Origin of the sequence: Enterobacter sp. JJBC (assembly GCF_036936505.1) — a bacterium.
Classification (GTDB): Bacteria; Pseudomonadota; Gammaproteobacteria; order Enterobacterales; family Enterobacteriaceae; genus Enterobacter; species Enterobacter hormaechei_C.
This window is the reverse complement of record NZ_CP136935.1, coordinates 3,859,962-3,873,520: the sequence shown is the minus strand read 5'-3', so window position 1 is coordinate 3,873,520 and position 13,559 is coordinate 3,859,962. Positions and strand designations below refer to the sequence as shown.

At 55.5% G+C, this 13,559-nt stretch carries 12 protein-coding genes; 5 read left to right on the top strand and 7 right to left on the bottom strand.

The genetic code is table 11. From position 1 onward, the window contains the following. Positions 1-55: 55 nt before the first annotated feature. The 4 genes from RY075_RS18555 to RY075_RS18540 are packed head-to-tail and all read right to left on the bottom strand — an operon-like array spanning position 56 to position 4,281. Positions 56-1,342, bottom strand: coding sequence for an ABC transporter substrate-binding protein (locus RY075_RS18555; RefSeq protein WP_003862832.1), 1,287 nt, complete (start codon positions 1,340-1,342; stop codon positions 56-58). A 13-nt stretch (positions 1,343-1,355) separates the two neighbouring features. Continuing rightward, positions 1,356-2,483: an ABC transporter ATP-binding protein gene (locus RY075_RS18550; RefSeq protein ID WP_003862829.1), complete on the bottom strand. Its 1,128-nt coding sequence runs from the start codon at positions 2,481-2,483 to the stop codon at positions 1,356-1,358. 12 nt (positions 2,484-2,495) lie between these two features. Continuing rightward, a complete protein-coding gene (locus tag RY075_RS18545) occupies positions 2,496-3,398 on the bottom strand; it encodes a carbohydrate ABC transporter permease (protein ID WP_003862827.1) in 903 nt (300 codons plus the stop codon). Beyond that, on the bottom strand, positions 3,391-4,281 hold the full coding sequence (locus RY075_RS18540) for a sugar ABC transporter permease (protein ID WP_003862825.1): 891 nt from the start codon (positions 4,279-4,281) through the stop codon (positions 3,391-3,393). Before RY075_RS18540 ends, RY075_RS18545 begins: the two co-directional genes overlap by 8 nt. Before the next feature lie 544 nt (positions 4,282-4,825). Between RY075_RS18540 and wzz(fepE) the strand changes: the two genes are divergently transcribed. Beyond that, positions 4,826-5,962 (top strand): LPS O-antigen length regulator Wzz(fepE), encoded by a 1,137-nt coding sequence (gene wzz(fepE) / locus RY075_RS18535; RefSeq protein ID WP_023314779.1) that lies wholly within the window; start codon positions 4,826-4,828, stop codon positions 5,960-5,962. A gap of 33 nt (positions 5,963-5,995) precedes the next feature. Here wzz(fepE) and RY075_RS18530 read toward each other — a convergent pair whose 3' ends face one another. Next, on the bottom strand, positions 5,996-6,319 hold the full coding sequence (locus tag RY075_RS18530; RefSeq protein WP_003862821.1) for a cupin domain-containing protein: 324 nt from the start codon (positions 6,317-6,319) through the stop codon (positions 5,996-5,998). Between the two features lie 135 nt (positions 6,320-6,454). On the opposite strand from RY075_RS18530, the gene RY075_RS18525 reads away from it, so the two are divergent. Continuing rightward, positions 6,455-7,147 (top strand): aspartate/glutamate racemase, encoded by a 693-nt coding sequence (locus RY075_RS18525; RefSeq protein WP_003862819.1) that lies wholly within the window; start codon positions 6,455-6,457, stop codon positions 7,145-7,147. Here RY075_RS18525 and RY075_RS18520 read toward each other — a convergent pair. Continuing rightward, the gene (locus RY075_RS18520; protein ID WP_023295367.1) at positions 7,142-8,068 is read right to left on the bottom strand and encodes a LysR family transcriptional regulator; all 927 of its coding nucleotides are present in this window, start codon (positions 8,066-8,068) and stop codon (positions 7,142-7,144) included. The two genes, RY075_RS18525 and RY075_RS18520, sit on opposite strands and share 6 nt — an antisense overlap. A gap of 120 nt (positions 8,069-8,188) precedes the next feature. On the opposite strand from RY075_RS18520, the gene lysA reads away from it, so the two are divergent. Further along, the gene (gene lysA / locus RY075_RS18515; protein WP_003862815.1) at positions 8,189-9,451 is read left to right on the top strand and encodes a diaminopimelate decarboxylase; all 1,263 of its coding nucleotides are present in this window, start codon (positions 8,189-8,191) and stop codon (positions 9,449-9,451) included. On the opposite strand, the gene RY075_RS18510 is transcribed toward lysA, so the two are convergent. Then, positions 9,421-10,458: a LacI family DNA-binding transcriptional regulator gene (locus RY075_RS18510; protein WP_003862814.1), complete on the bottom strand. Its 1,038-nt coding sequence runs from the start codon at positions 10,456-10,458 to the stop codon at positions 9,421-9,423. The genes lysA and RY075_RS18510 overlap by 31 nt on opposite strands. Before the next feature lie 299 nt (positions 10,459-10,757). Here RY075_RS18510 and RY075_RS18505 point away from each other — a divergent pair, with 299 nt between their 5' ends. Further along, positions 10,758-12,083: a PTS transporter subunit EIIC gene (locus RY075_RS18505; protein WP_003862812.1), complete on the top strand. Its 1,326-nt coding sequence runs from the start codon at positions 10,758-10,760 to the stop codon at positions 12,081-12,083. 7 nt (positions 12,084-12,090) lie between these two features. Continuing rightward, the gene (locus RY075_RS18500; protein ID WP_003862810.1) at positions 12,091-13,518 is read left to right on the top strand and encodes a glycoside hydrolase family 1 protein; all 1,428 of its coding nucleotides are present in this window, start codon (positions 12,091-12,093) and stop codon (positions 13,516-13,518) included. The last annotated feature ends 41 nt before the right edge of the window (positions 13,519-13,559 follow it).

Below are 13,559 nucleotides of genomic sequence, written 5' to 3'. Positions count from 1 at the left end.
CCGGGCCTACGATACCGTGTAGGCCGGGTAAGCGAAGCGCCACCCGGCTTTGTTTTTACCGCATCGCACGTCTCAAAATACGCTCCGCCTGACGCTGGAAGTCAGCGGCCGTCTCTTCCACGGTTTTCTGCCCGTAGTCGATATACTGCAAAGAGGTACCGAACTGCGCCACAATCTGTGGGTCGTCAAAGTATGGCGAGACGGTGAGTTTCGCCGGCAGCGACTGCGCCAGGCGCAGGCCTGCCACGGAAGGATCGTCCTCTTTAATGGTGCCGTCTTCGGTCAGATACTGCACCGCTACTTTGCTCAGCGGTACGCCACGCTCAAGACCCAGCGTATCGACCCCTTCTTTGCTGTTGAGCAGGAAATTAATTAGCTTCGCTGCCGCCTCCGGGTTTTTGGTCGTCTTACCAATCGACAGCATCTGCGCCGGTTTGAAGAACAGACCTGCGTCGGTGGCGCCCGGCAGCATTGGGTAGTTGCCCAGCTCCAGTTTCGCCGGTGGCTTCAGGTTGTCGGAATATTTGTTGATGGTGGAGTTCCACATGTAGGTGCCGCCCCATTCACCCTGGATCCACGGCTTCATCTCATACATGTTGCTCTTACCGAAAGAGGCATAGTATTTGGTGTCCGGCATGACGTGGCTGTCGATCAGCTTTTTGTAGGTCTGGAAAAACTCTACCCACTGTTCCTTTGTGTAGCTGAACTTTTTGGTTTTCTCATCCACCGCAGGAATGTTGTACTTCTGGATCATGTACGAATTCAGCAGCGCCAGCGTATCCTGATGCTCCAGTATCACCGGATAGTATTGCTTGCCGAGCTTGCTCTCGAAGGTTTTACCGGCCGCCATCAGCTCGTCCCAGGTTTTCGGGTACGCAATACCCGCTTTTTTCCAGGTTTCGTCATTGAAGTAGAACACGCGCGCCGTCACCGAGATCGGAATGCCGTTCAGCTTGCCGTCCACGGTGGTGGTTTGCAGCTCTTTGGGATCGAACTGCGACAGGTCAATCACGTCCTTCATCTTGTTCAGATCGTAGAAGCCGTCACCGGTTTTCGAGAAGATCGGCAGCCAGTTCCAGTTCGTCTGCATTACGTCCGGCTCGGTGCCGCCCGCAATCTGGGTGGTCAGACGGGAGAGGTGACCATCCCAGCCGGTGTATTCCGCTTTCACGTTGATGTCCGGGTTCTGCTTATGGAACTCTTCCAGCGCTTTCAGGGTGACCTGGTGACGGCCGTTGCCGCCCCACCAGGACATCCGTAAATCCACATTCTGCGCCATCGATGGCAAAGCGGTAAGACCCAGGGTCGCGGAGATTGCTGCGCTTAAAAGCACTTTTTTCATTTTTATCACTCCATCAGAGAGAGAGGTTCTGTTCAGTTTTTGCGTCAAAAATATGACACTTGTTCATCTCAAACGTGAAATACACCTTACGATGAAGCCCCTTATCAATCATTGGCTTAGCTTCATCGGACGGGATTCGGGCGGTCAGTTCGTAGTCCGCGACCTTCAGGTACACAAAGAATTCGTGGCCCATGTTCTCAACGCGCACCATCTCCCCGCTACAGCCGCCGTTCGGGAAGGGCTCATCAGAGAGCGACACAAATTCCGGACGCACGCCGTAGTAAATCTCCTGACCCGCGTAGGCCGCGACTTTCTCCTGCTTCTCCGCGTTCAGCGGCATGGTTTCATCGCCAATGGCGATGTGCAGCTGGCCCGCTTTTTCGACCAGCACGCTTTTGCGTATATTCATCTCCGGCGCGCCGATAAAGCCCGCCACGAACATGTTCCTCGGCCTGTGGTAGAGGTTGTCCGGCGTATCCACCTGCATGATATGGCCGAGCTTCATCACGCAGATGCGGTCGCCCATAGTCATCGCTTCGGTCTGGTCGTGTGTCACGTAAACGGTGGTCGCCGGTTTTCCGGATTTCTTCAGCTGCTTGTGCAGGTCGGAAATACGAATACGCATCGAAGCGCGCAGTTTGGCGTCGAGGTTTGAAAGCGGCTCATCGAACAGGAACACATCCGGTTTTTTCACAATCGCACGGCCTACCGCCACGCGCTGCGCCTGGCCGCCGGAAAGCTGGCGCGGCAGGCGGTCGAGCAGCTCTTCCAGTTCAAGAATTTTGGCAGCTTCATTCACCTGAGACTCAATCTGATCTTTCGGCAGTTTGCTCAGTTTGAGACCAAAGGCCAGATTCTCGCGCACCGTCATGTGCGGATAGAGGGCATAGTTCTGGAACACCATTGCAATACCGCGCTCTTTCGGCGCGAGGTTGTTCACGATCTTGTCGCCAATGCGCACCTCGCCGCCGCTGATGGTTTCGAGCCCCGCCAGCATGCGCAGGGTCGTGGATTTGGCGCAGCCAGATGGGCCGACGATCACCATGAATTCCCCTTCAGCAATTTTAAGATCGATAGCGTGTACCGCTTTAAAGCCGTTGGAGTAGACCTTTTCCAGCTTGTTGAAAATAACTTCAGCCATGGTATTTCCCTCTTAACCTTTAATTCCGCTGCTGGTGACGCCCTGTACGAAGTAGCGCTGTGCCAGGAAGAAGACAATGATGGATGGCAGAATGGAGATGCTCGCCATTGCCAGAATTTCGTTCCACGGCGCGCCTTCGGTGACATCGATGGACATTTTCAGCGCCAGTGCGATGGGGTATTTATCCACGCTGTAGACGTAAATCAGCGGCCCGATAAAGTCGTTCATGGACCACATGAACTGGAACAGGGCGACGGAGATAATGGCCGGTTTCAGGATCGGCACTACCACGTACCACAGCACCTGAATGGAGTTACAGCCGTCAATCTGCGCCGCCTCTTCCATGTCACGCGGGACGCCGCGCAGGAACTGGATCAGCATGAAGACGAAGAACCCCTGAGTGGCGAAGGCCAGCGGCAGGTACAGCGGCATATAGCTGTTGAGCATGCCCATTTCACGGAACATCAGGTACTGCGGGATCAGCAGCACGGTGCTGGGCAGCAGCATGGTGGTGATGAGCGTGGCGAACCAGAACTTCTTCCACGGGATCTCGAAGCGGGCAAAGCCGTACGCCACGATGGTGGAGGAGATAATGGTCAGGATCACTTTCGGGATCACATACTTAAAGGTGTTCAGCATGTAATGGCCGAAGTTGTACTCGGTGCCGGTTTTCCAGCCGTTTACGAAACCATCCCAGGTGGCGTGGGCAGGCCACAGGCTCAATGTGGTGAAGATCTCGTGGTTCGGTTTGAACGACGCGGAGAACATCCACACCAGCGGGTAAAGCATCAGCAGGCCGACAACCAGCAGAATCACATAGCGAACGGAGGCGTTGATTTTCTCTCTGCGCAGCGTGCGGGCCACTTCGCGTTCGGCGACGCTTCTTGCCGTGGAGAGTTGTTGAATATCAGCCATTTTTGCCTCCTTTATCGGCGGAGTAGAACACCCAGTATTTCGACGACTTAAAGGCGATACCGGCGAAGACGGCCACCACCAGGAACAGGATCCACGCCAGCGCCGCGCCATAGCCCATATCGAAATACTTAAAGGCGGTGTCGTAGATGTAGAGCGAGAACAGATAGGTCGAATAGGTTGGCCCGCCGCCGGTAATCACGTACGGCCCGGTAAATTCCTGGAACGCCTGCGTGGTCTGCATGATGAAGTTGAAGAAGATCACCGGCGTAATCAGTGGCACGGTCACCTTCATGAACATCTGCCATTTCGATGCGCCATCGATCATTGCCGCTTCATACTGGGACTGCGGTACGTTTTGCAGCGCGGCCAGGAAGATGACCATCGCGGAACCGAACTGCCAGACGCGCAGCAGGGTAACGGACATCAGCGCCAGCGACGGCTCGCCCAGCCAGTTCACCGGATCAAAGCCAAAAACGCCGATAAAGCTGTTCAGCAGGCCATCGATGGCAAATAAGGCGCGCCACAATACGGCAATGGCGACGGAGCTGCCGAGGATCGACGGAATATAGTAGGCCGTTCGGAAAAAGCCGATGCCGCGTAATTTAAAGTTCAGGACAAAGGCAATTCCTAATGCAAAGGCGAGCTTTAGCGGGATGGTTAAAAATACATAGGCAAAGGTCACGCCCATGGATTTCCAGAAGAGCGTGTCTTCGGTAAACATGTAGCGATAGTTTTCGATGCCGTTAAACACCGGCGGACTCATCAAATCGTAATCCGTAAAGCTGAGGAAAAACGATGAGACGAAGGGGAATGCCGTAAAGAGTATCAGCCCGATGATATAGGGTGATATCCATGCGAGCCCCAGCAGCTTGTTTTCATTCATACATACCTACCTGGCAATCAATGGTTTAATACGAAATCTGCTTTGTTACATTTTCCCAGGCCTGCGATGCGCGGCATGGGAGCTGAAATTCAGGGTGCAACGTCTGGCAACGGCAAAACCTACGTTTGTTTTTTAACGCTTTTTTGTCTTTCGTCGTGGTGTAAGCGCTTCGGGTTTCAAAAGAGCTGAACCGGTGTTCTTGGATACTAAAACATCGTTTTATTTTATATTATTGCGATTTATTTCTGCGTCATTCGCTTAATGGTGGAAATGTGATCAGCGTCGAAACGCTGTTTCAATATAGTGAGGGAGGTGGCATTTTTGACTTTCCACGGACGTTCGCCGCGGCCCATGAGGAAGAGATAATGAAGCAAAAGGGGAGCAGGAATAACAATAGTCACGCAGCGTGGCTAACTACCAGATCTGATAGCAGGTCTACAGATGTACCAATTCGTCATTCAGATAATTCTTACATTCTTGTATGATTTGTTACACCGGAACCAGTCAGGCAGAATTTCACTGCATCCTTAAAAGAAGAACAGTTATGTCAGCGATGGATTTCAAAAAACATACGGATCTCAATTTTCCTCACTATGCTCCCCCGGCGGTCAGCGCTAAAGAAATAGATCTTCTGGGTCTGCTGGACGTCCTGCTGGCAGCAAAAAAACGCATCATCACCATTGTCTTTGCATTTGCACTGGTCGGCCTGGCAATCGCCTTTCTGATACCGCAAAAATGGACCAGTAAAGCGGTCATTACGCCCGCGGAACAGACGCAGTGGAGTTCGCTGCGCCAGATGATGGTGGCGCTCCAGGTGCTTGATGTCGACGTGAAAATTACCCGTGCGGATGTGTTTAATCTGTTTATCAAAAAGTTTCAGTCCCAGTCTCTGCTTGAAGAGTACATGAAGAGCTCACCTTACGTGATGGCTCAGCTCGATGGCGCTGAGGTTGACCCGCTGGAACTGCACCGCGCGGTGGTCAATATTGCCGAAAAGATGAAGGCTGTTGATAACACGCAGGAAAAAAATGCCGATAAAGCACCATACCTCTCCTGGACGTTAAGCTTCACAGCCCCAACGGCAGAGGATGCGCAGAAAGTGTTGAATGGTTACATTCAGTACATCTCCCGCATCGTCGAGCAGGAGACCATGCAAAACATTCGCGATCAGCTGATCCTGAGAACCAAAACGGTACAGCAGCAGCTGGAGTTGGATCGGGTCCGTCTGACCAATATCCACAATACCAACCTGCAACGCCTGAACTACTCGCTGGAAGTGGCGAACGCGGCTGGGATCAAAAAGCCGGTTTACAGCAATGGACAGGCGGTGAAAGACGATCCGGATTATTCCGTCGCCCTCGGTGCGGACGGGATTGCGCAGAAATTGCAGATTGAAAAAAATCTCAAGGACGTTTCTGAGCTGAACGCCGATTTCCAGAACCGCGAATACTATCTGGCACAGCTGCAAAAACTCTCCTTCGAAGATGTGAGCCTGGAGCCGTTCAAATACCAGCTTTCACCTTCTATGCCGGTGAAAAAAGATGGCCCGGGCAAAGCCCTCATCGTGCTGCTGGCGTGTATTCTGGGTGGACTGTTCGCCTGTGGCAGCGTGCTGCTGCGCGAGGCTATGAGCACCCGCAACCCGCTGCCGGAACAACTTCCTGAGCCGGTAACGGAATAACATCAAAAAAGGCGCTCAACTGAGCGCCTTTTTTTATTTCAGGAAATCTTCGCGTACCGGCGTAAAGGTATCCAGCAGGGTGCCGGGTTTCAGGCAAACGCAGCCGTGCATCACGTGCGGCGCTTTATAGAGGGTGTCGCCCGCGGTCACCACATGCTTCTCCTCGCCAATGGTGAACTCAAATTCCCCCGAGAGAACGTAGGTGAGTTGCTCATGCGGGTGGTTATGCATCGGGCCAATCGCGCCTTCCTCGAAATTCACTTCCACCGCCATCATCCTGCCGTCGTGCGCCAGAATACGACGCGTCACGCCGTTGCCCAGATCCTCAAGCGTGGTCTCTTTATGGAAAATAAACATATTTTCGCCCTGTTATGTAATGAAACATTGTTTCAATTAACTTATCTCACCCGCCGAGAAAAGGAAACGTTTAGCCAAATAACTGGAAAGGCGATCACAAGTTTGCTTCACTGGGTGAAACGCACAGGAGGAAAGATGAAAACGATCGGTCTGTTAGGGGGCATGAGCTGGGAATCAACGATCCCGTACTACCGCCTGATTAATGAAGGCGTTAAACAGCGTATGGGCGGCCTGCATTCGGCCAGCCTGCTGCTGCACAGCGTGGATTTCCATGAAATAGAAGCCTGCCAGTCGAGCGGGGAGTGGGACAAAGCGGGGCAGATACTGGCGGACGCCGCGCTCGGGCTGGAGCGTGCGGGCGCGCAGGGTATTCTGCTGTGTACCAACACCATGCATAAGGTGGCGTCGCACATTGAAGACCGCTGTTCGCTGCCGTTCTTACATATCGCGGATGCCACCGGGCGTGCCATACGTACCGCCGGCATGACGCGCGTGGCGCTGCTGGGGACGCGCTACACCATGGAACAGGATTTTTACCGCGGGCGGCTGAGCAGCCAGTTCGGGATTGAAAGCCTGATCCCGGAGGAGGCTGACCGGGCGCACATTAACCAGATTATTTTTGATGAGCTGTGTCTGGGCACCTTCAGCGAAGCTTCGCGCGCCTGGTACGTCAGCGTGATAGAGAAACTGGCGCAGCAGGGAGCGGAAGGGGTCATCTTCGGCTGTACCGAAATCGGTCTGCTGGTGCCGGCAGACCGAAGCCCGATACCGGTCTTCGATACCGCCGCCATCCATGCCGCGGATGCGGTGGAGTTTATGCTGTCATAAAGGTTTTTGCAGGTCAGGTAAGCGAAGCGCCACCTGACGCGCGTGCGCAATCAGATGTTCACTAAAGGCATCAACCAGCGCTGAGGCGGGCCGGTGCAGCGGGCGGATCAGGCTCACGGTAAAGGGAACGGAAACGCTAAAACGGCGCAGAACCACGCCGCTGCTGGCGTAGTCCATGGCCGTGAGCGGGTTCACCACCGAAATACCCACGCCCGCGCGCACCATCGCGCAAATTGACGCCGCACTGTGCGTTTCCATCACCATCCGCCGCTTCACCTGATGTTCGGCAAACAGGCCATCCAGAAGCTGCCGGTAGCTGTCGGTCTGCGACAGGCTGATATAGTTCTCACCGTGAAAATCCGCCGGTGTCAGCACGGTTTTGTGGGCAAGCGGGTGGCTGGCAGGCAGCACGCAGACCTCATCCAGCGACAGCAGCTCCGTGCGTTCCGTTCCCGCTGGCGTGACGAGGGTTTCAGTCAGACCCAGATCGTGGCGCTGGGCCGAAAGCCACTCCTCCAGCAGCGGCGACTCCTGCGGCACGATGGTCAGGCTGACCTCCGGATAGCGGGCCAGAAACGGCTGTAACAGTACCGGCAGGAATGACTGGGAAAAGACCGGCAGGCAGACGATGGACAGTTCGCCCTGGCGGAACTCCCTCAGGCTCTCTGCCGCGCTCACGATCCTGTCCAGCCCGTACCAGGAGCGCTGAACCTCCTCAAACAGACGTAAACCCTGCACCGTTGGATGCAGCCTGCCGCGGGTGCGTTCAAACAGCTTCAGCCCCAGCACTTTCTCAAAACGCGCCAGCTCGCGGCTGACCGTCGGCTGCGAGGTGTGCAGCATGTGCGCGGCTTCAGTGAGATTGCCGGTGGTCATCACCGCATGAAAAATCTCGATATGGCGTAGGTTAACGGCGGGCATAGGGCACCTGATGGCTGAGCGTGTTCCATATCATTTTTGCATAGACTCACGATAAAACGATATTTTTTATTCTCTTCAGGCTATGGCGTAATGATAAAAAACAGATTTCCGGAGACGACCATGCCACGCCCGCTCAACCAGACCGAAACCGATTTAAACGCCGATAACCTGCTGCGCCTGCCTGCCGAATTCGGCTGTCCGGTGTGGGTCTACGATGCGCAGATTGTCCGCGAGAAGATCGCCGCGCTGCATCAGTTTGACGTGGTGCGTTTTGCGCAGAAAGCCTGCTCCAATATTCATATTCTGCGCCTGATGCGCGAGCAGGGCGTGAAGGTTGACTCCGTATCGCTGGGTGAGATCGAACGTGCGCTGGCGGCCGGGTTTGATCCGAAAGCCGACAGCGACGCGATCGTCTTCACCGCTGACCTGATAGACGACGCCACGCTGGCGCGCGTGCACGAGCTGCAAATCCCGGTCAATGCTGGTTCGGTGGATATGCTGGAACAGCTTGGGCAGGTCTCTCCTGGCCATCGCGTCTGGCTGCGCGTCAACCCGGGCTTTGGTCACGGCCACAGTCAGAAAACCAACACTGGGGGCGAAAACAGTAAACACGGGATCTGGTATGCCGATATGCCTGCGGCGCTGGAGGTTTTACAACGCTACAACCTCAAGCTGGTGGGCATTCACATGCATATCGGGTCCGGCGTGGATTATGGCCATCTTGAGCAGGTCTGTGGCGCAATGGTGCGTCAGGTTATCGATTTTGGTCAGGATCTGGAGGCGATCTCCGCCGGGGGAGGGCTTTCGATCCCTTACCGCGAAGGAGAAGAGGCGATCGACACGGATCACTATTACGGCCTGTGGAGCGCCGCGCGTGACAGGATCGCTGCCCATCTGGGCCATGCGGTGAAGCTGGAGATTGAGCCGGGTCGTTTCCTGGTCGCCGAAGCTGGCGTGCTGGTGGCGCAGGTGCGGAGCGTGAAGGAGATGGGAAGCCGTCACTTTGTGCTGATTGATGCTGGCTTCAACGACCTGATGCGCCCGTCCATGTACGGCAGCTATCATCACATTACCGCGCTTGCCGCCGATGGCCGCGATCTGGTCAACGCGCCGCGCATCGAGACCGTTGTTGCCGGCCCGCTGTGTGAATCCGGTGACGTCTTTACTCAGCAGGAAGGCGGGAAAGTCGAAACCCGTTCGCTGCCAGAGGTAAAACCGGGAGATTATCTGGTGCTGCATGATACCGGTGCGTACGGGGCGTCTATGTCTTCCAACTACAATAGCCGCCCGCTGCTGCCGGAAGTGCTGTTTGATAACGGCGTGGCGCGGCTGATTCGCCGTCGCCAGACCATTCAGGAGCTGCTGGCGTTAGAGCTGGTCTGATTAAACCACGGCCCTGTTGTCACCGAATCGCGTAACACCAGCGTGCCGGTGAACGGCGGGATCGCTTCAACCGGCTGGTTTTTTGCCAGCCGGATCGCCTGGTCGATTGCCGTGACGATCATGTTGTCGATCGGCAAATATACCGACGACAGGGCAGGCTCCAGCCACTTTGCGCTGGGGGCATCGTCAAAACCAAACAGCGAAATATCCTGCGGGATCTTGAGCCCGGCCTGGTGTAATGCTTTGGAGGCGCCCAGGGCCATATCATCATTACAGGCAAACAGGGCGCTGAACGATGTCTTTTCCGCAATCAGCTCCTTGCACAGCTCGTAACCCCGCGTCATGCCTGCATCGCCGTATTTAATCCGCCGCTCGTCGAGACGAATACCGTGCTTCTCCAGCGCCTTACGGTAGCCCATCAGCCGCGCTTTACCCGTTGGGGTGTGGATCGGGACGGTGATACAGGCGATCTCCCGATGACCCTGGCTTATCAGGTAATCCACCGCTTTGAAGGCCGCGTCCTGCTGTTCAAAGAAGACGCAGCGATCCGCCGCCTGGCTCACTTCACGGTTAATGATCACCAGCGGCGTCTGCACGCTGTTGATCAGCTTCAGGATCGTCTTTTCGCTCATGTATCGCGTGTACAGCACGATGGCGTCGCACTTGCGGTCGGCGAGCATCTGCACCGCCTGTTCTTCCTGTTCAGGGGCGTCGTGACCGTCGGTAACAATCAGCTGTTTTCCGTGCTTTTCGGTCTGCCGTGACGCCTGCTGTAGCAAACGACCAAAGTAAAAACCGTCGAACGTCGAGACGACAAGACCAATGCTGTTGCTGGTCTGGTTAGCCAGCGAACGCGCGAGAAAGTTCGGACGATAGCCCAACTCCTCCATCGCGCGAAATACCTGCTGACGCGTGCTCTCTTTAACCTGACCTGTGCCGTTCAGCACGCGCGAAACGGTGGCCTTCGACACGCCCGCACGCAGTGAGACATCCAGCATTGTTGCCATTCGAAATTCCTGTTTCCACGTAATGGTTTGCAGTTTAACACAGACCATCCGGCGCATAAGCGACGTGGGAAGGGCAAAACCCCATAACGATCACGCTTTTCGGTAACGATCCTCGCCCGCGGGATAAATGCCTGTCATTGGCATGCCAAAATGGTGATAAATCGCAATCTGGAATACCTCTTACCTCATTGAGAGCTTAATCACAGAACAAAGCGCCTGTGGACGCTATTTTTGGCATACCAATAGTATCCGGCTGTCCATCTTATTCAATAAAAGCCCTTTTACTGAGGTATTACCCTATGGCATTTCAGGAAAAACTGATCGACGCTCTGGGCAGTTTTGCCACCACCTTCAACAGCTATCGCTATATCCAGGCGATCAAGTCTGCGTTTATTACCTTAATGCCGGTCATCATTGTGGGGGCGTTCTCGGTACTGATCTCCAATATGGTGCTGGATCCGAAAAACGGCCTGGCGAGCTTTCAGTCGCTGTCGTTTCTGGCGGCGTTAAAGCCGATCACCAGCGCGCTCAACTATGCCACGCTTAACTTTCTCAACATCGGTGCGGTGTTTTTAATCGGCATTGAGCTGGGGCGTATTAACGGCATTAAGTCCCTGTTCCCCGGCCTGCTGGCGGTGATCTGCTTTATCTGCGTGACGCCAACCACGGTGGAAATGCTGGTGGACGGCGAGATGCACGTGGTGAAAGACGTGCTGCTGCGCCAGTTCTCCGATACCCGCAGCCTGTTCCTCGGCATGTTTATCGCCATCCTGTCAGTGGAGATTTACTGCTGGCTGGAAAACCGCAAGGGGCTGAAAATCAGGATGCCGGACACGGTGCCGCCGAACGTCGCCGCGTCGTTCTCTGCGCTGATCCCGGCCATTATCACCACCACTGCCATCGCCACCTTTGGCTTCGTGTTTCATCAGATTACCGGCATGTATCTCTACGACGCGGTTTACCAGGTGGTGCAACAGCCGCTGGAGCGCGTGGTGCAAAGCCTGCCGGGGATCCTGCTGCTGATGTTTGTCGCCCAGCTGTTCTGGGTGATTGGTATTCACGGCAACCAGATGATCAAGCCGATCCGCGAGCCGCTGTTGCTGGGGGCAATCACCGTTAACATGAGCGCGTTCGAGCAGGGCAAAGAGGTGCCAAACATCATCACCATGCCGTTCTGGGACGTCTATATGAGCATCGGCGGCTCCGGCCTGACCATCGGCCTGCTGATCGCCGTCATGATTGCCACCAAACGTAAAGAGATGAAGGAGATCGCTAAGCTCTCCATCGGCCCGGGTATTTTTAATATCAACGAGCCGGTGATCTTCGGGATGCCAATCATGCTCAACCCGATCCTGGCTATCCCGTTCATCATCACGCCGCTGGTGACGGGCTCGATTGGCTACTTTGCCACCGTGACCGGATTTGCCGGGAAAGCCGTGGTGATGGTGCCCTGGACCACGCCGCCGCTGATCAACGCCTGGCTGTCAACCGCGGGCTCCATGGGGGCGGTGATCACCCAGTTTATCTGCATCGTGACCGCGGTGATTATCTATCTGCCGTTTGTGAAAATTGCCTCACGCCGCGCAGAGCAGGCCGCGCTGCAACAAGCCACCGATAACGCATGAGGACCGGATGAGCATAAAACAGATAACTATACCGCAGGATTTTATGCTGGGCGCGGCGGCATCGGCCTGGCAGACCGAGGGCTGGAGCGGCAAAAAGCCAGGGCAGGATTCGTGGATCGATCTCTGGTACAAGAACGATCGTCACGTCTGGCACAACGGCTATGGCCCGGCGGTGGCAACCGACTTTATTAATCGCTTCCGTGAAGATGTGGCGCTGATGAAGCAGGCGGGCCTGACGCACTATCGCACCTCGATCAACTGGTCGCGCTTTTTGACCGACTATGAAAACGCCACCGTAGATGAAGAGTACGCCGCCTATTACGACGCGCTGTTCGATGAAATGCACCGTCAGGGCATTGAGCCGATGATCTGCCTAGAACACTACGAATTGCCGGGCGTGCTGCTGGAAACCTACGGCGGCTGGGCGTCGAAGCACGTCGTCGAGCTGTTCGTTCGCTATGCGGAAAAAGTGTTTGAGCGCTTTCACGGCAAAGTCACCCGCTGGTTTACCTTCAACGAGCCGATTGTGGTCCAGACGCGCGTCTACCTTGACGCACTGCGCTGGCCCTATGAGCAGAACACCAGCACCTGGATGCAGTGGAACCACCATAAAGTGCTGGCGACGGCGAAAGTGGTGAAGCTGTTTCGCGAGAAAGGGTATGACGGCTCAGTGGGTTGTATTCTTAACCCGGAAGTGACCTATCCACGCTCGCGCGCACCGCATGACGTGCGAGCGGCAGAGATGTACGATCTGTTCTACAACCGCGTCTTTCTCGACCCACTGGTGCACGGGCGCTATCCGCAGGCGCTCTTTACCCTGCTGGCGCAGCATCAGGTGCAGTGGGACTACACGGCTGACGAGCTGGCGCTGATTGCCGACAACACCGTCGACGAGCTGGGCATTAACCTCTATTACCCGCATCGCGTCAAAGCCCCGTCCCGCGCCTGGCACCCGGAGACGCCGTTCCACCCGGCGTATTACTACGAGCCGTTCGAGCTGCCGGGGCGGAGGATGAACACCTCCCGCGGCTGGGAGATCTTCCCGCGCATTATTTACGACATGGCGATGCGGATTAAAAACGACTATCGCAACATTGACTGGTTTGTAGCGGAAAGCGGGATGGGTGTGGAGAACGAAGCGCAGTTTCGCAATCGCGACGGCATTATCGATGACACGTACCGCATCGCGTTTATCAGCGAACATCTCTACTACACGCTGCTGGCGCGGGAGGCGGGGGCAAACTGTCACGGTTATATGCTGTGGGCCTTCACCGACAACGTCTCGCCGATGAACGCGTTTAAAAACCGCTACGGGCTGATTGAGATCGACCTTGAAAATCAACGCGCACGGCGGGCAAAGAAATCAGCGTCCTGGTTCCGCCAGCTGCGCGATGAGCGTGTGCTGACGCTCAGGGTAGACGATGAATGGAAGTAAGCCTTCTGGTAAAATAGCGCACAAACTGGCCGGGAGGACGT